General features: G+C 68.3%; 19 protein-coding genes. 6 read left to right on the top strand and 13 right to left on the bottom strand.

Annotated features, from left to right (window positions below; genetic code table 11):
* The first annotated feature begins 36 nt into the window (after window positions 1–36).
* The 5 genes from M8R19_RS10460 to M8R19_RS10480 all read left to right on the top strand — a co-directional run bounded on the left by M8R19_RS10460 (window position 37) and on the right by M8R19_RS10480 (window position 3,564).
* On the top strand, window positions 37–1,539 hold the full coding sequence (locus tag M8R19_RS10460; protein WP_249917748.1) for an RNA polymerase factor sigma-54: 1,503 nt from the start codon (window positions 37–39) through the stop codon (window positions 1,537–1,539).
* Between the two features lie 76 nt (window positions 1,540–1,615).
* Window positions 1,616–1,924: a ribosome hibernation-promoting factor, HPF/YfiA family gene (hpf, locus tag M8R19_RS10465; RefSeq protein ID WP_009617801.1), complete on the top strand. Its 309-nt coding sequence runs from the start codon at window positions 1,616–1,618 to the stop codon at window positions 1,922–1,924.
* A gap of 12 nt (window positions 1,925–1,936) precedes the next feature.
* Window positions 1,937–2,401: a PTS IIA-like nitrogen regulatory protein PtsN gene (gene ptsN / locus M8R19_RS10470; RefSeq protein ID WP_074977694.1), complete on the top strand. Its 465-nt coding sequence runs from the start codon at window positions 1,937–1,939 to the stop codon at window positions 2,399–2,401.
* 1 nt (window position 2,402) lies between these two features.
* Window positions 2,403–3,260, top strand: a complete 858-nt coding sequence (rapZ, locus tag M8R19_RS10475) for an RNase adapter RapZ (RefSeq protein WP_249917749.1) — start codon at window positions 2,403–2,405, stop codon at window positions 3,258–3,260.
* A 31-nt stretch (window positions 3,261–3,291) separates the two neighbouring features.
* On the top strand, window positions 3,292–3,564 hold the full coding sequence (locus M8R19_RS10480; RefSeq protein ID WP_009617794.1) for an HPr family phosphocarrier protein: 273 nt from the start codon (window positions 3,292–3,294) through the stop codon (window positions 3,562–3,564).
* 25 nt (window positions 3,565–3,589) lie between these two features.
* On the opposite strand, the gene M8R19_RS10485 is transcribed toward M8R19_RS10480, so the two are convergent.
* From M8R19_RS10485 to pmbA, 6 genes are all read right to left on the bottom strand, one after another.
* Window positions 3,590–4,489 (bottom strand): ZIP family metal transporter, encoded by a 900-nt coding sequence (locus tag M8R19_RS10485; RefSeq protein WP_058071419.1) that lies wholly within the window; start codon window positions 4,487–4,489, stop codon window positions 3,590–3,592.
* A 22-nt stretch (window positions 4,490–4,511) separates the two neighbouring features.
* Window positions 4,512–5,138, bottom strand: coding sequence for a superoxide dismutase (locus M8R19_RS10490; protein WP_249917750.1), 627 nt, complete (start codon window positions 5,136–5,138; stop codon window positions 4,512–4,514).
* An 8-nt stretch (window positions 5,139–5,146) separates the two neighbouring features.
* Window positions 5,147–5,596 (bottom strand): DUF2753 family protein, encoded by a 450-nt coding sequence (locus M8R19_RS10495; protein WP_009617791.1) that lies wholly within the window; start codon window positions 5,594–5,596, stop codon window positions 5,147–5,149.
* Between the two features lie 27 nt (window positions 5,597–5,623).
* The gene (gene fumC / locus M8R19_RS10500; protein ID WP_249917751.1) at window positions 5,624–7,000 is read right to left on the bottom strand and encodes a class II fumarate hydratase FumC; all 1,377 of its coding nucleotides are present in this window, start codon (window positions 6,998–7,000) and stop codon (window positions 5,624–5,626) included.
* A gap of 13 nt (window positions 7,001–7,013) precedes the next feature.
* Window positions 7,014–7,385 carry a hypothetical protein gene (locus M8R19_RS10505; RefSeq protein ID WP_009617785.1) on the bottom strand — a complete coding sequence of 124 codons (372 nt, stop codon included), beginning with the start codon at window positions 7,383–7,385 and terminating at the stop codon, window positions 7,014–7,016.
* 484 nt (window positions 7,386–7,869) lie between these two features.
* The gene (gene pmbA / locus M8R19_RS10510; RefSeq protein ID WP_249917752.1) at window positions 7,870–9,219 is read right to left on the bottom strand and encodes a metalloprotease PmbA; all 1,350 of its coding nucleotides are present in this window, start codon (window positions 9,217–9,219) and stop codon (window positions 7,870–7,872) included.
* 119 nt (window positions 9,220–9,338) lie between these two features.
* Between pmbA and yjgA the strand changes: the two genes are divergently transcribed.
* Window positions 9,339–9,863 (top strand): ribosome biogenesis factor YjgA, encoded by a 525-nt coding sequence (gene yjgA / locus M8R19_RS10515; RefSeq protein ID WP_249917753.1) that lies wholly within the window; start codon window positions 9,339–9,341, stop codon window positions 9,861–9,863.
* Between the two features lie 160 nt (window positions 9,864–10,023).
* Here the strand turns inward: yjgA and tldD are convergent, their stop codons facing one another.
* From tldD to mreC, 7 genes are all read right to left on the bottom strand, one after another.
* Window positions 10,024–11,466 carry a metalloprotease TldD gene (gene tldD / locus M8R19_RS10520; protein WP_249917754.1) on the bottom strand — a complete coding sequence of 481 codons (1,443 nt, stop codon included), beginning with the start codon at window positions 11,464–11,466 and terminating at the stop codon, window positions 10,024–10,026.
* A gap of 2 nt (window positions 11,467–11,468) precedes the next feature.
* Window positions 11,469–12,317: a carbon-nitrogen hydrolase family protein gene (locus M8R19_RS10525; protein WP_058488595.1), complete on the bottom strand. Its 849-nt coding sequence runs from the start codon at window positions 12,315–12,317 to the stop codon at window positions 11,469–11,471.
* A gap of 54 nt (window positions 12,318–12,371) precedes the next feature.
* A complete protein-coding gene (locus tag M8R19_RS10530) occupies window positions 12,372–16,199 on the bottom strand; it encodes a YhdP family protein (protein ID WP_249917755.1) in 3,828 nt (1,275 codons plus the stop codon).
* Window positions 16,200–16,213: 14 nt separating this feature from the next.
* Window positions 16,214–17,671 carry a ribonuclease G gene (gene rng / locus M8R19_RS10535; RefSeq protein WP_009617773.1) on the bottom strand — a complete coding sequence of 486 codons (1,458 nt, stop codon included), beginning with the start codon at window positions 17,669–17,671 and terminating at the stop codon, window positions 16,214–16,216.
* A gap of 39 nt (window positions 17,672–17,710) precedes the next feature.
* Complete coding sequence (locus M8R19_RS10540; RefSeq protein ID WP_074977671.1) at window positions 17,711–18,295, bottom strand: Maf family protein; 585 nt, start codon at window positions 18,293–18,295, stop codon at window positions 17,711–17,713.
* 71 nt (window positions 18,296–18,366) lie between these two features.
* Entirely contained in the window at window positions 18,367–18,855 is a 489-nt protein-coding gene (mreD, locus tag M8R19_RS10545; protein ID WP_074977668.1) for a rod shape-determining protein MreD, read from the bottom strand.
* The gene (mreC, locus tag M8R19_RS10550; RefSeq protein ID WP_349654710.1) at window positions 18,855–19,901 is read right to left on the bottom strand and encodes a rod shape-determining protein MreC; all 1,047 of its coding nucleotides are present in this window, start codon (window positions 19,899–19,901) and stop codon (window positions 18,855–18,857) included. Before mreC ends, mreD begins: the two co-directional genes overlap by 1 nt.
* Between the last annotated feature and the right edge of the window lie 3 nt (window positions 19,902–19,904).

Below are 19,904 nucleotides of genomic sequence, written 5' to 3' on the forward strand. Positions count from 1 at the left end.
ACTACACGCCAGCGAACAAGGTGCCAAGTTCCAGCCATGAAACCATCGCTTGTCCTCAAGATGGGCCAGCAGCTGACGATGACTCCGCAGCTGCAACAGGCCATCCGACTGCTCCAACTCTCCACCCTGGATCTGCAACAGGAGATCCAGGAGGCGCTGGAATCCAACCCGATGCTCGAGCGCCAGGAAGATGGCGACGACTTCGACGGCAGCGATCCCTACGCCGAAGGTGCGGAAGCCCCCACCAACACCAACGCCAATTCGCAGAGCGAAAGCTTCCAGGAAACCACCACGCCCAGCGCCGACAGCCTGGACGAAGACCAGTGGGCCGAGCGCATCCCCAACGAACTCCCGGTCGACACCGCCTGGGAAGACGTCTACCAGACCAGCGCCAGCAGCCTGCCCAGCAACGATGACGACGAGTGGGACTTCACCGCCCGCACCTCCGCCGGCGAAAGCCTGCAGAGCCACCTGCTGTGGCAGCTGAACCTCTGCCCCATGTCCGACAGCGACCGCCTGGTCGCCCTCAGCATCATCGACGGCATCAACAACGACGGCTACCTGGAAGAATCCCTGGACGACATCCTCGCCTCCATCGACCCCGAGCTGGGCATCGAGATGGACGAGGTGGAAGTGGTGCTGCGGCGCATCCAGCAGATGGAGCCGGCCGGCGTCGGCGCGCGCAACCTGCGCGAGTGCCTGCTGCTGCAACTGCGCCAGATGCCAGCGGACACCTACCTGCTGAGCGAGGCCCTGCGCCTGGTCGCCGACCACCTCGACCTGCTCGGCAGCCGCGACTACACCCAGCTGATGCGGCGCATGAAGCTCAAGGAAGACGAGCTGCGCGAGACCATCGAGCTGATCCAGTCGCTGCACCCGCGCCCGGGTTCGCAGATCGAGTCCGGCGAGGCCGAATACGTGGTGCCGGACGTGATAGTGCGCAAGCACAACGAGCGCTGGCTGGTGGAACTGAACCAGGAGGCGGTGCCGCGCCTGCGCGTCAACTCGCAGTACGCCGGCCTGGTGCGCCGCGCCGACTCCAGCGCCGACAACACTTTCATGCGCAACCAGCTGCAGGAAGCGCGCTGGTTCATCAAGAGCCTGCAGAGCCGCAACGAGACGCTGATGAAGGTGGCGACGCAGATCGTCGAGCACCAGCGCGGTTTCCTCGAGTACGGCGAGGAGGCCATGAAGCCGCTGGTCCTGCACGACATCGCCGAGGCGGTGGGCATGCACGAGTCGACCATCTCGCGGGTCACCACGCAGAAATTCATGCACACCCCGCGCGGCATCTTCGAGCTGAAGTACTTCTTCTCCAGCCACGTGAGCACTTCCGAGGGCGGCGAATGCTCGTCCACGGCGATCCGCGCGATCATCAAGAAACTGGTCGCGGCAGAAAGTCCGAAAAAGCCGTTGAGCGACAGCAAGATCGCTGGTTTACTGGAGGCACAGGGCATTCAAGTGGCACGTCGGACGGTCGCCAAGTACCGGGAATCTCTCGGAATAGCTCCATCGAGCGAGCGCAAGCGACTGGTCTGATTGACCCAAGCCAAGGTGTTCCGGCGGCAGGCCCCATAACCTGCCACTTATACACGGGCAATAAGGAGAAAGCGGTATGCAAGTCAACATCAGTGGCCATCAACTGGATGTGACCGACGCCCTGCGCGACTACGTGGTCGAGAAACTCGGCCGACTGGAGCGCCACTTCGACAAGATCACCAATGTTCAGGTCATCATGGAGGTCGAAAAGCTGAAACAGCGTATCGAAGCCACGCTGCACATCTCCGGTGGCGAAGTCGTGGCCTGCGCAGAACACGAAGACATGTACGCCGCCATCGACCTGCTGACCGACAAACTCGATCGACAACTGATCAAACACAAGGAAAAGTACCTCGAACGCCAACAGGGCGTTGGAGTCCGCTAACCCCCCTCCCCTATGATCCGACTTGAGCAGATCCTGTCCCCCGGCCGTTCCCTGGTGAACGTGCCGGGCGGCAGCAAGAAGCGCGTACTCGAACAGATCGCCAACCTGGTCGTGAAAGACCTTCCCGGCCTCGACGCGCAAGACATATTCGAAAGCCTGGTGGCCCGCGAACGCCTGGGTTCCACCGGCTTCGGCAATGGCATCGCCATTCCCCACTGCCGCCTGACCGGTTGCAAGGCGCCGATCAGCGCCATCCTTCACCTCGATGCACCGGTGGACTTCGACGCCCTCGACGGCGCCCCGGTCGACCTGGTGTTCGTCCTGCTGGTACCCGAAGCCGCCACCGAGGAGCACCTGGAGCTGCTGCGCCAGATCGCCTCGATGCTCGACCGCGCCGAGGTGCGCGAACGCCTGCGCCGCGCGAGCGATGGCGACGCGCTGTACCAGATAGTCGTGGAAGTGCAGAACGGCCACTAGCATGCGCCTGATCATCGTCAGCGGCCGTTCCGGCTCCGGCAAGAGCACTGCCCTCAACGTCCTCGAGGACAACGGTTTCTACTGCATCGACAACCTGCCGGCCAGCCTGCTGCCGGACCTGGCCCAGCGCGCGCTGCTGCACACCGAACTGATGCACCCGCAGGTGGCCGTGTCGATCGACGCGCGCAACCTGCCCAGCCAGCTCAAGCGCTTCCCCGAGCTGCTGCAGGAAGCCCGCGACAAGCACATCCAGTGCGACGTGCTGTACCTGGACGCCGACGACGAGACGCTGCTCAAGCGCTTCTCCGAGACGCGCCGGCGCCACCCGCTGACCACCTACACCCGCTCCCTCGCCGAGGCCATCGCCGACGAGGAGCAACTGCTCAGCCCGATCGCCGACCTCGCCGACCTCAAGCTGAACACCACCAACCTCAACCTCTACCAGTTGCGCGACGTCATCAAGCTGCGCCTGCTGAACAAACCCGAGCCGGGCACCGCCTTCCTCGTCGAGTCGTTCGGCTTCAAGCGCGGCATGCCGGTGGACGCCGACCTGGTGTTCGACGTGCGCTGCCTGCCCAACCCCTACTGGAAACCCGAGCTGCGTGAACAGTCGGGCCTGGACAAGGGCGTGCAGGAATACCTCGCCGAGCAGCCCGACGTGGAAGAGATGTACCAGGACATTCTGGGCTACCTGAACAAATGGCTGCCGCGCTTCGCCGCCAGCAACCGCGCCTACGTCACCATTGCCATCGGCTGCACGGGCGGCCATCATCGGTCGGTCTACCTCGCCGAGCGCATCGGCAATGCCCTGAGATCCACCCTGAAGAACGTGCAGATTCGCCACCGCGACCTGAGCTAGCAGCAGATAACGAAAGGACAGCCCCCTCGCGATGCCCGCCCTCGAGATCACCATCATCAACAAGCTCGGCCTGCACGCCCGCGCGGCGGCCAAATTCGTCGGCGTGGCCGGCCGCTTCCCGTGCCAGGTCCGCGTGGGTCGCAGCCCGGAGAGCACGGTGGACGGCAAGAGCATCATGGCAGTGATGATGCTGGCCGCGGGCAAGGGCACCAACCTGCACCTGAACGCCGAGGGCGAGCAGGCCGACGAGGCCCTGCAGGCTCTCGTCGATCTGATAAACAACTACTTCGACGAAGGCGAGTGACCGTCCGTCCGTGCAGCGCCGGGCGCTAGCCCAGCGACGTATCCAGCACCATCATCAGGCAGAAGCCGACGATCAGGCCCAGGGTCGCCTCCCCGGCATAGCCGCGCCGCTGCGATTCGGGAATGATCTCCCGCACCACCACGTAGAGCATCGCTCCCGCCGCCAGGGCCAGGCCCCAGGGCAGCAGCATCCGCGACACCCCCACCAGCCAGGCGCAGAGCACCGCGAACAGCGGCTCGACCAGCCCGGAAGCCGCGCCGGCCAGCATCGCCCGCACCCGCGACATCCCCGCGCCGGCCAGCACCAGAGCGATGGCCAAGCCTTCGGGCACGTCCTGCAGGGCGATGCCCAGCGCCAGGCCGCCGGCGCCCTGGACCTCGCCGCCGGCGGCAACGCCCACGGCCATGCCCTCGGGAATGTTGTGCAGGACGATGGCCGCGACGAACAGCAGGATGCGGGCGGGAATGGCGGGGGTCGGCGCGTCGTCCAGGTCATGCTGGGCATCGTCCAGCATCCGCCCGGCCAGCATCAGCCCCAGAACCCCCAGGGCCATGCCGAAGCTGACCAGCAGCGCGGCGTACAGCGGCGAGCGACCGCCCGCCTCGACCGCCTCCAGGGCTGGCAGCAGCAAGGAAAAGGCCGTCGCCGCCAGCATCACCCCGGCGCCGAAGCCCAGCAGGGTATCGGCGACCCGCGCCGGCATGCTGCGGATCAGCAACACCGGCACGGCGCCCAGGGCGGTGCCCAGGGCGCAGATCAGGCCGCCGCTCAGCGCCTGGTACAGCGGCGCCGGCAATTGCAGGCGCGCCAGCAGCAACAGGTGGTTGAACAGCAGGCCGCTGCCCAGCAGCACTATCCCCAGGCCGAGCAGCCAGCGCAGGCTGCGCGCGCCACCCTGCCGCGCGCTTGCCTCTAGCGGGCGCATGGCGTCACTTCCGCGGCGGGCATCAGGCGAGCCCCCGCTGCTCCAGGGCCAGGCGGTAGCGGCGCGCCACTTCCGGCCAGTCGACGACCTCGTAGAAGGCCGCGATGTATTCCGGCCGGCGGTTCTGGTACTGCAGGTAGTAGGCGTGCTCCCAGACATCCAGGCCGAGGATGGGGATCAGGTCCTGCATCAGCGGGCTGTCCTGGTTGGCGCTGCTTTCCACCTTCAGGCGGCCCTGACGGTCGACGCAGAGCCAGGCCCAGCCGCTGCCGAAGCGGGTCAACGCGGCTTTGGTGAAGGCCTCGCGGAAGGCCGCGTAGCCGCCCAGCTCGGTCTCGATGGCGCGGGCCAGGGCGCCGTCGGGCTCGCCGCCGCCGGTCGGCGACATCACCTGCCAGAACAGCGAATGGTTGGCATGGCCGCCGCCGTTATTGATCACCGCGCCGAGCAACTTCTCCGGCAGGTGGTTGAGCTGCTGCAGCAGTTCCTCCACCGGCAGTTCGGCGAAGGGCGTGCCCTCCAGCGCGGCATTCAGGTTGTTGACGTAGGTCTGGTGGTGCTTGCTGTGGTGGATCTCCATGGTCCGCGCATCGATGTGCGGCTCCAGGGCGTCGTAGGCGTAGGGCAAGGCGGGAAGACTGTGGGGCATGGTCGCTCCTAGTGGTAGCGCATGGATTGCGGGGTGGCGAAGAGGCCGGGGCGCAGCTCCACTTCGCCCTGCTGGTGCAGCAGCTCGCGGGTGCGCGGGTAGTTGCCGTGCTCGCCGATGAAGTTGAGCAGTTCGAGGTAGCTGCGCCGGCTGTGGCGCAGCGCGGCCTCGCGCATGTCGCGGCTCTGCCGCGGGTCGATGCTCAGCTCCAGCAGCCGCTCGTGGCAGTTGCACAGGTATTCGGCGGCCTCTTCCGGCTGGCCCAGCTGCACGTGCAGGTCGCCCAGGTTGTGGTGGGAGATGACGAAAGCCATCACCGCCTCGTCCGGGTCGTGCCAGCGGCCCAGCAGCAACTGGGCGTGGGCCAGGGCATGGAGGTAGTGCTCGCGGGCATCGATCAACTCGTTGCGGATGAAGCAGCGGTTGCCCAGTTCGATGGTCTGTTGCCAATGGCGCATGTCACATACCTCCATGGTGGCGCGGCCTCAGAGGCCGCCGGCGGTGAGTTTCTCGGGGTCCAGCAGGGCCTCCAGGCGCTCGCGGCCGAGATCAGTGTTCTCCAGCGCCACCTCGATGATCGGGCGGCCCTCGCGGTAGGCCTGCTTGGCGATCTCGGCGGCCTTCTGGTAGCCGATGATCGGGTTCAGCGCGGTGACCAGGATCGGGTTGCGCGACAGCGCCTCGCGCAGGCTCGCCTCGTTGACCTTGAAGCTGGCGATGGCCTTGTCGGCCAGCAGGCGGCTGACGTTGCCCAGCAGCTGGATGCTCTGCAGCAGGTTGTCGGCGATCACCGGCAGCATCACGTTCAGCTCGAAGTTGCCGGACTGCCCGGCCACGGCGATGGTGGCGTCGTTGCCGATCACCTGGGCGGCGACCATGGCGGTGGCCTCGGGGATCACCGGGTTGACCTTGCCGGGCATGATCGAGGAGCCCGGCTGCAGGGCTTCCAGCTCGATCTCGGCGAGGCCGGCGAGCGGGCCGGAGTTCATCCAGCGCAGGTCGTTGGCGACCTTCATCAGCGCCACGGCAACGGTCTTGAGCTGGCCGGAGACGGCCACGGCGGTGTCCTGGGCGCCGATCAGCGCGAAGAAGTCGTCGCCCGGGCGGAAGGCCAGGCCGGTCAGGCCGTTGAGTTCCTGGCAGAAGCGCGCGGAGAACTGCGGGTGGGCATTCACCCCGGTGCCGACGGCGGTGCCGCCCTGGGCCAGCTGCTGCAGCGCCGGCTGCAGGGCTTCGAGGTTGGCAGTGGCCTGGCGCACCTGCTGGGCCCAGCCGCCGAGCACCTGGCTCAGGCGCACCGGCATGGCGTCCATCAGGTGGGTACGCCCGGTCTTGACGTACTGCTGCACCTCGCCGGCCTTGCGCTCGAGGGTGGCCTGCAGGTGGCGCAGCGCCGGCAGCAGGCGCTCGTGGATTTCCAGGGCGGCGCTGATGTGGATGGTCGAGGGGATGATGTCGTTGCTGCTCTGCCCGCAGTTGACCTGGTCGTTGGGGTTGACCGCGCGGCCCAGGCGACGGCCGGCGAGGGTCGCCACCACCTCGTTGGCGTTCATGTTGGAGCTGGTGCCGGAGCCGGTCTGGAACACGTCCACCGGGAAGTGCTGGAGGAAGTCGCCGGCCAGCAGTTCCTCGCAGGTGGCGACGATGGCCGCGCCGGTCTCGGCGTCCAGTTGCTCCAGGGCGACGTTGGCCCGCGCCGCGGCGGCCTTGGCCAGCAGCAGCGCGCGAATGAAGGCGGCGGGCATGCGCTGGCCGCTGACCGGGAAGTTGTTCACCGCACGCTGGGTCTGGGCCCCATACAGCGCCGCGGCCGGCACCGCCAGTTCACCCATGCTGTCGCGTTCGATACGGCTGTCAGTCATTCTGCTTTCTCGCTTACAGGTCGTGGTACGTCAGGGAAGGCGCCATCGGCTGCGTGGCCAGCCGGCGCGAAAGCTGTTGCAGGCGCTGCCTGCGTTCGGCATCGCCGGCGAGGCGGCGCAGGTCGCAGAGCGGACGATAGGCGTGGTCGAGGCAGAGCCCGCGCCAATGCCACGGCAGGGCGACGTCGGCGGCGGTGTCGAGCAGCAGCTGGAAGCTCTTCTCGAACAACTGCCAGGCCGGCAGCGGCTCCCAGGCCACCAGGTAGCGCGTCTCGAACAGGTAGAGCTCCAGCAGGCGCGGCTCGTCGGGCTCCAGCGCGCAGCGGATGCGGGTGCCCAGGCGGTACCAGCGGTCGAGCAGGGAGGTGTGGGTTTCGACGAACATGGGAATCCCTCAACCGATAATGAGATTGATTATCGTTACGGGAGAAGGAAAATACAAGTCAGACCAAGGAAGTAGGGCAAATCGGGGAGGTAGTTTCGCCGGGTGCTCTTCGTAGGAGCGAGCTTGCTCGCGAAGGGGGTTTCCCGGTGGCTTCGGTGTTTCGGGTTGACGCTGCCCCTCTCCCCAGCCCTCTCCCTGAAGGGAGAGGGGGCAGTCCGTGCCGAGAGACGGCTAGGTTTCATCCGGCAACTTTCGGCGTTGCCGGCTAACTCCAGAGCACCAGCGTCTGCCCAACGGTCCCCTCTCCCTTCAGGGCGGGGGGCGCAGCCGAGGGTTAGGGAGAGGGCGCTCTTGGGGCAAGCACCGAGCCTCGCCGGCAGAACGCCATTCGCGAGCAAGCTCGCTCCTACGAAGAGCCATTGCGGAAAGAAAAACGCCGCTTCCCTCGGCAGGAAACGGCGTTCTCCAGAACCACAGACTGCTATCAGTTACCAGCCACCATCATCCTTTCCACCAGCACCGACCCGGTATGCAGGTTCCCGCGGTTCTCCACGTCATTGCCGATGGCCAGGATGCTGGCGAACAGGTCCTTGAGGTTGGCGGCGATGGTGACTTCCTGCACCGGGAACTGGATCTCGCCGTTCTCCACCCAGTAGCCGCCGGCGCCGCGGGAGTAATCGCCGGTGACCAGGTTGACGCCCTGCCCCATCAGCTCGGTGACCAGCAGGCCGCGGCCCATGCGCCGCAGCAGGGCCTTCTGGTCCTCGTCGCCGTGGCTGACGAAGAGGTTGTGCACGCCGCCGGCGTTGGCCGTGCTGGGCATGCCCAGCTTGCGCCCGGAGTAGGTGCCGAGCACGTAGGAGACCAGGGTGCCGTTCTCCACGAAGGGCTTGGCGTAGGTGGCCAGGCCGTCGTTGTCGAACGAGGCGCTGCCCAGGGCGCCGGGCAGCAGCGGGCGTTCGTCGAGGGTCAGCCACTCGGGGAACAGGCGCTGGCCCAAGCAGCCTTCGAGGAACGACGACTTGCGGTACAGGCTGCCGCCGGAGATGGCGCCGAGGAAGTGGCCGAACAGGCCCACGGCGACTTCCGGGGCGAACAGCACCGGCACCTCGGCGGTCGGCACCGGGCGCGCGCCCAGGCGGCTGGCGGCGCGCAGGGCGGCGCGGCGGCCGATGCTCTCCGGGCTGTCCAGCAACTCGCCGCGGCGCTTCACGTCGTACCAGTAGTCGCGCTGCATCTGCCCTTCGCCCTCGGCGATCATCACGCAGCTGAGGCTGTGGCGGGTGCTGGCGTAGCCGCCGATGAAGCCGTGGCTGTTGCCGTAGACGCGGCAGCCATGGTGGATGTTCAGGGTGGTGCCGTCGGCCTTGGTCACCCGCGGGTCGGCATCGAAGGCCGCAGCTTCGCAGGCCAGCGCGCGCTCCACGGCCTGGTCCGGGGTCAACGACCAGGCGTGGTAGAGGTCCAGGTCGGGCAGGTCGCGGGCCATCAGCGCGGGATCGGCCAGGCCGGAACAGTCGTCCTCGGAAGTGTGCTTGGCGATGGCCAGCGCCGCCGCCACGGTTTCGCGGATGGCCTCGTCGCCGGTCGCCGAGGTGCTCGCCGAGCCCTTGCGCTGGCCGACGTAGAGGGTGATGCCGAAGCCCTGGTCGCGGTTGAATTCGACCGTCTCGACCTCGCGCTGGCGCACGCTGGTGGACAGCCCCTGCTCCAGGGACACCGCCACTTCGCAGCCCGTGGCGCCCTGGCGCTTCGCCTCGGCGACGATCCGCTCGACCTGCTCGCGCAGCGCCGGAAGTGCCTCGGGGCCGACTGCCTTGGCCTGTTCGCTCATTGCCAAACTCTCCTGTTCTGTTCCGCGGACGGGGCGACGGGCCCCGTGGCATCGCGGGCGGGCCGGACAAGCGACCCTCGACTCGTTATCATGGCGGCGTTTTCCACTGGACCACCGCCATGGCTGAATATCAAGACGACGACTCGCTGTTCGAAGAGAAGAGCAAGTCGCAAGTAAAACGCGAGCTGCACGCCCTGCAGGACCTCGGCGAGCGCCTGACCGCGCTCAAGCCGGACATGCTCGACCGCCTGCCGCTCACCGAGCCGCTGCGCCGCGCCATCGACGAGGCGCCCAAGCACAAGGCCAATGCCGCCCGCAAACGCCACCGGCAGTTCATCGGCAAGCTGATGCGCGACCAGGACCTCGACGCCATCGTCACCCTGCTCGACCAGCTCGACAGCTCCACGCGCCAGTACAACGAGCGCTTCCACGCCCTGGAGCGCTGGCGCGACCGCCTCATCACCGGCGGCGACGAGGCCCTTTCCGCATTCTTCGCCGAATACCCGGACAGCGACCGCCAGCACCTGCTGCAGTTGATCCGCCACGCCCAGCACGAGGCCGCTCACGACAAGCCCCCAGCCGCGGCGCGGAAGATCTTCAAATACATCCGCGAACTGGACGAGCTCAAGCGCGGCCTCCGCTGAAAGCCTACCCACGACCTGCTGCGCGTCGGCATAACTGCGTTAAAAACAGGTGAGAAATGCTCATTTAGCATCAGTAAACTGCGCTTCCTCACCTGTTTTTGCCTTGTTCTGCTCTAGCTCGCGAGGCCGTGAGCAGACTTTCCAAATGCTTCCCGGCGCCTCAGGCGCCGGTCCCGCCCACGGTGATACCGTCGATCTTCAGCGTCGGCTGGCCAACGCCCACCGGTACCGACTGGCCATCCTTGCCGCAGGTGCCCACGCCGCTGTCCAGGGCCATGTCGTTGCCGACCATGGACACCCGGCTCATCACTTCCGGCCCGTTGCCGATCAGGGTCGCGCCCTTCACCGGGCGGGTGATCTTGCCGTTCTCGATCAGGTAGGCCTCGCTGGTGGCGAAGACGAACTTGCCGCTGGTGATGTCCACCTGGCCGCCGCCGAGATTGGCGCAGTAGATGCCCTTCTCCACCGAGGCGATGATCTCCGCCGGGTCGCTCTGCCCGGCCAGCATGTAGGTGTTGGTCATGCGCGGCATCGGCAGGTGCGCGTAGGACTCGCGGCGGCCGTTGCCGGTGCGCGCCACGCCCATCAGGCGGGCGTTGAGCTTGTCCTGCATGTAGCCCTTGAGGATGCCGTTCTCGATCAGCACGTTGTATTGCGTGGGAGTGCCCTCATCGTCCACCGACAGCGAGCCGCGGCGCCCGGCCAGGGTGCCGTCGTCGACGATGGTGCACAGGCTGGAGGCCACCTTCTCGCCGATGCGCCCGCTGTAGGCCGAGCTGCCCTTGCGGTTGAAGTCGCCTTCCAGGCCGTGGCCCACCGCCTCGTGCAGCAGCACGCCGGACCAGCCGGCGCCCATCACCACCGGCAGGGTGCCGGCCGGCGCGGGGACCGCTTCGAGGTTGACCAAAGCCTGGCGCAGCGCCTCGCGGGCGTAGGACATGGCGCGGTCTTCAGAGAGGAAATAGCGATAGTCGGTGCGCCCGCCGCCGCCATGGCCGCCGCGCTCGCGGCGACCGTTCTGCTCGACGATGACGCTGACGTTGAAGCGTACCAGCGGGCGGATGTCCGCGGCCAGGGAGCCGTCGGCGGCAGCGATGAGGACCTGTTCCCAGACGCCGGCCAGGCTCACGGTGACCTGCTGGATGCGCGGGTCGAGGGCGCGGGTGGCGGCGTCGACCTTCTTCAGCAGCTCGACCTTCTCGGCGCGGCTGAGCACGTCCAGCGGGTTCTCGCCGACGTACAGGCGCGTCGGCGCGACCGCCTTGAACGCCTGTACCCTACCGTTCTGCCCAGCGCGGGAGATCGAGCGCGCAGCGAGCGCCGCTTGGGACAGCGCATCGGGGGTGATGGCATTGCTGTAGGCGAAGCCGGTCTTCTCGCCGGACTGGGCGCGCACGCCCACGCCCTGGTCCATATGGAAGCTGCCTTCCTTGACGATGCCGTCCTCGAGCATCCAGGACTCGGACACCTGGCTCTGGAAGTACAGGTCGGCGGCGTCGATGCCCGGGCCGCTCAGCTCGCGCAGGATCGGCTGCAGGCCGTCGACGTCCAGGCCGCCGGGGGCCAGCAGGTGCTGGCTGACGGATGACAACAACTCGCTCATGGCTACTCCGTAGGCGCCGGTCCGGGTACGGCCGGCGGGTAGAATCTTCGATGGCGGACCACCGGCATGCGTTGCCGGAGCGCCGTTTGTTCTTCACTGTCGCGTTCGGCCAGCAGCACCGCCTCGCCTTTGTCGCGCTCGGCGAGGATGCGCCCCCAGGGGTCGACGATGGCCGACTGGCCCCAGGTCTCGCGGCCGCGCGGGTGGGTGCCGCCCTGCCCCGCCGCCAGCACGTAGCACTGCGTCTCGATGGCGCGGGCGCGGATCAGCACTTCCCAGTGCGCCTGGCCGGTCACCGCGGTGAAGGCCGAGGGCGCCGTGATCAGTTCGGCGCCGGCCTCGCGCAGCCGGGTATAGAGCTCCGGGAAGCGCAGGTCGTAGCACACCGTCAGGCCCAGCCGGCCGACCGGCGTGTCGGCCACCACCACCTGGCCGCCGAACGCGTAGTCGTCGGACTCGCGGTAGCGGCCGCGGGCATCGGCGACGTCCACGTCGAACAGGTGCAGCTTGTCGTAGCGCGCCACCCGCTCGCCGCGCTCGTCGACCAGCAGCGAGCAGGCGTTGGCCTTGGCTTCGGGCTGGCCGTCCGGCGGCAGCGGCAGGGTGCCGGCGACTATCCACAACCTGAGGTCGCGGGCGGCGCTTTTCAACCAGGGCAGGATCGGGCCCTCGCCCAGGGCCTCGGCGCGGCCCAGCTCGGCCAGGTCGCGGCGGCCCATGGCGGCGAAGTTCTCCGGCAGCACGGCGAGGCGCGCGCCGCCCTCGGCGGCCTGTTCGAGCAGGCGACGGGCGGCTGCGAGGTTGGCCGGGACGTCGTCCTGGCTGACCATCTGGATCACGGCGAGGGACATGCGTTTCTCCGACGACAGATGCGATTCATCCTAACCGATGCCCGCCGGCTCTGCTCACCGCGGTTTCTCGAACGGCTTGTCGAAGGCGATCTCGGGGTTCTGCCAGGGCCCCTTGACGCGGTACTGCACGCTGGCGAAGCGCGCCACCTTGTCGCCCAGCAGCTTGTCCACCACGAAGAGCGCGCCGCCCACCGCCGGCGCGCCGACGATGAGCGCGGCCAGCGGCAAGTTGTTGGTCAGCGGCAGGGTCACCAGCAGCTTGGCGTCGATCTGGTCGTGGGCCAGGTCCAGGGTGCCGTTCATCTCGATGTTGCTGGACGGCCCGGTGAGCCTGATCGGCTCGCGGGTGAGGTAGACGCCATTGGTGGCGCCCAGCACGCCCTGCACGCGGTCGTAGCTCAGGCCCTTGCCGAACAGGTCGGAGAAGTCCAGGCGCAGGCGGCGGTTGATGGCGTTGAAGTTGAGCAGGCCGAACACCCGCAGGGCCTGGGCGCTGCCCTCGACGTCGACGAACTGGCCCTTGCGCATGTCGGCTTCCAGGCGCCCGCCGAAGCGGCGCAGGCTGATGTAGGCCGGCGAGCCGGGCCAGTTGCCGTCGATGTCCAGGCTGAAACGGTCGCTGGTGGCGGTGGGGGCGAAGTCCCAGGCCTTGAGCACGTCGGCCAGGTTCTTGCCTTCCAGGCGCCCCTGGAAGGTGCTGCGCGTGGAGCCCACCGGGCCTTCCCAGCGCAGCGTCCCGCCGACCTTGAGGCCGCGCAGGTCGAGGTTGAGGCTGTTGAAGGCAATGCCGCTGGTGGTCGGGCGCACGTTGAAGCTCCAGGCGCCGATGGGCTTGCCGCCCTGGGAGATCTGGCGGATGGCCACGTCCATCGCCGGAATGCTGCGCGGGTCGACCTTTTCCAGCGGGTCGGGGGCGATGGTCGGCGCGGCGGCCAGGTCGTTGGTGGGGTTCTTCGGCAGGTCCAGGCGCGCCAGGTTGATCTGGATGGGCCGCTGGCCGCTGTCCGGGAATACCGCCTGGCCGGCCAGCGGGGCGCTGTCGACGCCCAGTTGCCAACCGCCGGAAATCCGCGCCAGATCGAGCTTGAAGTTGTCCAGGCTGGTGCCGAAGCCGCGGAAATGGCCGATCTGCAGGTCGGCACCACGCAGCAGGCCCTGGGTATCGCTGGGCACGCCGCCAATGCCGTACTTCTTCAGCACCGCCTGCCACTGCTCGACGTCCAGGGTGTCCAGGCTGCCGCGCACCTGCACCCCGCTCCAGTTGGGCAGCAGCGCCGGGTCGCCGCCCAGGCGCAGGGTGCCGCGGCCGCCCAGGGGTTTGTCGGCGGGGGCGGCGTAGGCCAGGCTGGCCACCTTGTCGTAGTTGGCCCAGTAGCGCCGCTCGGGGCCTTCGAGGGTCATGCGCCAGTCGCTGGCGCGGGTCTCGTCGGCGGCCTTGCCAAAGGGGGCCGGCAGGTCGATGGCCAGGCCCTTGAGGTCAGAATTGACCTGCAACTGGCTGTCATTGCCGTCGAGCAGCAGATCGAGCTGGAACGGCAGGCGCCCGGCGGCCGGCACGGCCTGCTTCACGCCGCCCCAGTCGAGCAGGCTCTTCAGCGCCACCTGGCCGCCCACCAGCACGCGGGTGCGCGGCTTGCCCGGGCTGCCCTCGGCGCGGATGCTGCCGCTGACGCGGCTGCCCAGGGCCTGGGCGCTGAGGCCCTTGGCGCTCAGGCCGCTGTTGGTGTCGTAGCGGAAGTCGCCCTTGAGCTGGGCCAGTTCCAGGGGCGGCTTGGCGATCTTCAGACGCGCGCCCTCGGTGGCGAAGTCCACCACCACCCGCGCCTGCTTCGCCTGTTCCTTGGCCAGCGGGATGTCCAGGTTCAGGTGGCCCTTGAGCGGGCCCTCGCCTTCCCAGCCGGCGAAGACCTGCTGCACGCCCAGGGGCGAGTCCTGGAGGATCTTCAGGCCGTCGCCCAGGCTGCTGTCGACGTCGCCATCGACATGCAGGTGGGCGACTTCGCCCTTGGGCACGTGGGGAATGTCCACCTGCACGTCGCGGACCTGGCTCTGCAGGATGCGCCCGGACTGCGCGCGGATGCGCACGCCGCTGTCCTCCACCAGCACCTCGCCCTCGGCCTGGCTCAGCGCCGGCCAGCCGGGCTGGTAGTCCAGCTCGCCGTCGTGGACCTTGAAGTACAGGCTCATGGCGTGGTCTTCCGGCGCCGAGCCCTTCTTCAGTGAACCCTGCCACTGGAAGTAGCCCTGCTCCACGCGCCCGCCCTTGATGGCGGTGGCCAGCCAGTGGGCCAGGTCCTTGTTCATCTCCGGCAGCACCGTGGGCAGGAACTGCGGGGTGTAGCTGCCGTCGCCGTCCTCCAGGCCCACGCGCAGGTCCATGTAGCTTTCCTTGTCGTGGTCGTGCATCAGGCGGATCAGCATGTCGCCGCCCAGGCGGCCGACGTCGCCCTCGACCTTCATCAGGTGGCTGCCGAGGGTGAAGGCCTCGTCGTCCCACTTCCAGAACAGCCGCGCGTTGGCGCTGCGGAAGCGCCAGGGCTCGGGGAACAGGGTGGCCAGGTGGAGCATGAAGTCCTTGGCCGAGGCGTCCAGCTGGCCGCCGCCGAGGTTGCCGCTGAAGGTGCCGTCGACGTTGGCCACCGCTGGAACGTCGTGGAAGGCGCTGACGCCGACCTTCTCCAGGTTCACGCCGTAGGCCAGGCGCTCGGCGCCCTGGCGCTGCGGCCAGTAATCGAGGTTGAGGTGGTGCAGCACGCCCTGCGGCGCCAGGCCCTGCAGCCACTCCACAGCCTTGTCCGGCAAGGGCGCCAGGCTTTCCACCACCGGCAGCAGCGGGCCCAGGTCCAGGCGGTCGGCGCGCAGGCGCCAGTGTTCTTCGCCGCGGGTCTGCCGGTTCAGCTCCAGTTCTGCCTCGCCCCAGCGCTTTTCGCCGAGGTTGGCCGCCAGATCGCTGACGCGCAGGCTCATTTCGTCGCCCTGGCGCTGGAAGTACAGCCCCACGCCGAGGTCGCCAACCTTCACCGCCTCGCGGCCATCGAAGGAGGCCTGCACCTGCGGCGCATTGAGCCTGGCCACCGCCGCGCTGGGCTGGCCCTTGTCGATGCGCGCCCAGAACTCGCCGCCGGCTTCCAGGCGCTGGATGCGCCATTGCCGCGTCAGGCTCGCCGGCAGCCACTTCGCCCAGTCGCTCTGCGGCAGACTGAGGTAGGCGTCGGCCGAGCTGCGCTTCCAGTCCTCGCGGTCGATGCGCGTGTCCACCCGCAGCGCCACCGGCTGGCCGTCGGGCAGGTTGAAGCGGCCGTCCAGGCGCTGGCCGAACACGCCGCTGTGCAGCGTCAGGCCGAGGTAGGTCAGGTTGAGCGTCTGCCCCTCACGCGGCAGCAGGCTCAGCTGGCTGTCCAGCAGCGACAGGCGGCGCGGCGTCAGCAGCAGGTCGACGAGCTGGCGCGGGTCGCTGCCCTGCGGGCTGGCCGGCAGGCCCTCGACCTGCCAGTGGCCGTCCTCGCCCTCGCGCAGGCTCAGGTGCAGCCCCTGCAGTTCCAGGCTGTCGATGCGCGGCTGGCGCGCCAGCAGGCTGGCGGGGATGTCGGGGGTCAGGCGCACCTGCTCCAGGCGCAGGGCGTCGTTGCCCTCGCCGAGCTGGATGTCGCGCACCGTGATGATCGGGCCGAAGCCGCGCCAGCTGCCTTCCAGGGCGCCGATGCGCACCGGCATGTGCAGCCGCGCGCTGGCCTGCTCGGCCAGGTCTTCGCGGTATTCCGCCACCAGCGGCGCCAACTGGCGCCCCAGGCTGACGTACAGCGCCAGCAGCACCAGGCCCAGGGCGCAAAGCCCCAGGAGCAGGCGCAGCAGGCGGGCGAACAGGCGGCCGAAGCGGTCCATCTCAGCCGCGCGCCTCAGAGCAGGACCACGTCGTACTGCTCCTGGGAATACATCGGCTCGACCTGGAACTTGATGGTGCGGCCGATGAACATCTCCAGATCGGCGACGTTGCCCGACTCTTCGTCGAGCAGGCGGTCGACCACCTTCTGGTTGGCCAGCACCACGTAGGAATCGGCCTGGTAGGCGCGGGCCTCACGGAGAATCTCGCGGAAGATCTCGTAGCAGATGGTTTCCGGCGTCTTCAGCATGCCGCGCCCCTGGCAGCACGGGCAGGGCTCGCAGAGCACCTGCACCAGGCTTTCGCGGGTGCGCTTGCGGGTCATCTGCACCAGGCCCAGCTCGGTGATGCCGATGATGTTGGTCTTGGCGTGGTCGCGCTCGAGCTGCTTCTCCAGCGTGCGCAGGACCTGGCGGCGGTGCTCCTCGTCCTCCATGTCGATGAAGTCGATGATGATGATCCCGCCGAGGTTGCGCAGGCGCAGCTGGCGGGCGATGGCGGTGGCCGCCTCGAGGTTGGTCTTGAAGATGGTCTCTTCGAGGTTGCGGTGGCCGACGAAGGCACCGGTGTTGACGTCGATGGTGGTCATCGCCTCGGTCGGGTCGATGATCAGGTAGCCGCCGGACTTGAGCAGCACCTTGCGCTCCAGGGCCTTCTGGATCTCGTCCTCGACGCCGTAGAGGTCGAAGATCGGCCGCTCGCCGGGATAGTGCTCCAGGCGGTCGGCGATTTCCGGCATGAGTTCGTCGACGAACTGCGTGATCTTCTGGAAGTTCTCCCGGGAATCCACGCGGATCTTCTCGATGCGCGGGTTGACCAGGTCGCGCAGGGTGCGCTGGGCCAGGGACAGGTCCTCGTAGATCACCGTCGGCGCGCCGACCGTCTGCATCTGCGCGTCGATCTGGTCCCACAGCCGGCGCAGGTAGCGGATGTCGGCGAGGATTTCGTCCTCCCCGGCGCCCTCGGCGGCGGTGCGCAGGATGAAGCCGCCCTTCTCGACGATGCCCTCGGCCTCGACGCACTTGGCCACCACCTGCTTGAGGCGCTCGCGCTCCTGCTCGTCCTCGATTTTCAGGGAAATCCCGACGTGGCTGGTGCGCGGCATGTACACCAGGTAGCGCGAGGGGATCGACAGGTGCGTGGTCAGACGCGCGCCCTTGGTGCCGATCGGGTCCTTGGTGACCTGCACCACCAGGCTCTGGCCCTCGTGGACCAGGGCGCCGATGCTTTCCACCGCGCTGCCCTCGCGGGTGGAGATTTCCGCCGCGTGGATGAAGGCCGCGCGCTCCAGGCCGATGTCGACGAAGGCCGCCTGCATCCCCGGCAGCACGCGGACCACCTTGCCCTTGTAGATGTTGCCGACTATCCCGCGGCGCAGCGTGCGCTCGACGTGGACTTCCTGAAGGACACCGTTTTCCACCACCGCCACGCGCGATTCCATCGGCGTGATATTGATCAGGATCTCTTCGCTCATGCGCCCTTCCTTATCGCGCCCGTGTGCAGCGCTACTTCTTCAAGACTGCCAGCAAGGGATCGCGAAGTCAGCCAACAGTTCCGCGGTCTCGCACAGGGGCAGGCCGACCACCCCGCTGTAGCTGCCCTCGACGCGGTTGACGAAGATAGCCGCCAGCCCCTGGATAGCGTAGCCGCCCGCCTTGTCCTGGGGCTCGCCGGTGGCCCAGTAGGCCTCGGCTTCGGCCTCGGAAACATTGCGGAACGATACCAGGCTGGTCACCACCCGCACCTCGCAACGGTCGCGGTCGGCCACCGCCACCGCGGTCAGCACCTGGTGCTGGCGGCCGGACAGCGCGCGCAGCATGGCCAGGCTGTCCTCGCGGTCCGCCGGCTTGCCGAGGATGCGGCCGTCGAGCACCACCGCGGTATCGGCGCCGAGCACGCAGACGTCGGGCCTCTGGGCAAGCATAGTCAGTCCGGCCAGGGCCTTGCCGCGCGCCAGGCGCTCGACGTAGGTGGCCGGCGTCTCGCCGTCCTGCGGTGTTTCGTCGATATTGCCGGAAACCAGGTGGAAGGACAGGCCGATCTGTGTCAGCAGCTCGCGCCGGCGCGGCGAGCTGGAGGCCAGGTAAAGCTGGGGCATCTGCGACTCCCGGAAGAGTCCCGGCCGCCCCTCCCCCGGCCCGTGCCAGGTGGGAAGCGGCGGGACGGGTATTAGTAGACCTTCAGGCGCTGGCCCAGGCCCTTGAGCAGCACCAGCACCCAGGGCCAGAGCAGGCCGCTGACCAGCGCCGGCAACAGGAAGGCCAGGGTCGGCGGGCGGTTGCCGGTCAGGGCGTTGAGCCACAGCTGCACCAGCTGCGCCAGGCCGTAGACCACCATCAGCACCAGGCACTGCTGCCAGACGGGGTACAGGCGCAGGCGCTGCTGCAGGGCCATGACCAGGAACACGATGAGGCTGAGGATCAGCGCGTTCTGCCCGAGCAGGCTGCCGTACAGCACGTCCTCGGCCAGGCCGCAGACCCAGGCGGTGACCATGCCCACCTTCTGCGGCACCATCAGCACCCAGAAGGTGAGGAACAGCGCCAGCCACAGCGGCCGGCCGATTTCCGTGAAGCTGGGCATCGGCGCCACCGACAGCAGCAGCGCCAGCAGCAGGCTGACCCAGATCAGCCAGCCGTTGCGCGGTCCTTGGGCGGGCATCAGTGACGGTTCCTTTGTGGCGCGGCCTGGGCCGGCGCCGGCGGATGCGCGGGGGTCGCGGCCGGCGCGGCGGGTGCGGGTGCCGGAGCGGCGCCCTGGGCCGGGGCAGCCGGAGCGGCGGGCGCAGGCACGCTCGGCGCCGGTGCCTGGCCGGCGGCCTCGGCGGCCTTGCGGTCGGCTTCGGCCTGGGCTTCGGCGGCCTCGGTGGCGCGCTGTTCGGGGGTGCGGCTGTCGCTGAACACCAGCAGCACGTAGCGGCTGCGGTTCATCTTCGCGGTGGGCACGGCGCGGATCACCGCGAACGGTTGGCCGGAATCGTGGATGACTTCCTTGACCACCGCCACCGGGTAGCCGGCCGGGAAGCGCTGGCCGAGGCCGGAGCTGACCAGCAGGTCGCCTTCCTTGATGTCCGCGGTATCGGCGACGAAGCGCAGTTCCAGGCGCTCCGGGTTGCCGGTGCCGACGGCGATGGCGCGCAGGCCGTTGCGGTTGACCTGCACCGGGATGCTGTGGGTGGTGTCGGTGAGCAGCAGCACGCGGGCGGTGTAGGGCATGACCTCGACCACCTGGCCCATCAGGCCGCTGGCGTCGAGCACCGGCTGGCCCTGGAACACGCCGTCCTTCGAGCCCTTGTCGATGAGGATGCGCTGGGTGAAGGGGTTGGGGTCGACGCCGATCAGCTCGCTGACCAGCACCTTGTCGTCCACCAGGGCGGCGGAGTTGAGCAGCTCGCGCAGGCGCACGTTCTGTTCGGTCAGGGTGGCCAGCTTCTGCAGGCGGCGCTGCATCAGCAGCGACTCGGCCTTCAGCCGTTCGTTCTCGGCGAGCAGCTCGCTGCGGCTGGTGAACTGGTCGCGCACGCCTTCCCAGGCGCGCACCGGCAGGTCGGCCACGCCATAGAAGGGGGTCAGCACCAGGCCCATCTGGCTGCGCACGGGCTTGAGGTAGTCGAAACGCGCGTCGACCACCATCAGGCCCACCGAGAGCACGGCGAGCACCAGCAGGCGCACGCCCAGCGAGGGCCCTTTGGAGAATAGCGGTTTGATGAC

The organism is Pseudomonas sp. R3.Fl (genome assembly GCF_023516765.1).
Classification (GTDB): domain Bacteria; phylum Pseudomonadota; class Gammaproteobacteria; order Pseudomonadales; family Pseudomonadaceae; genus Pseudomonas; species Pseudomonas citronellolis.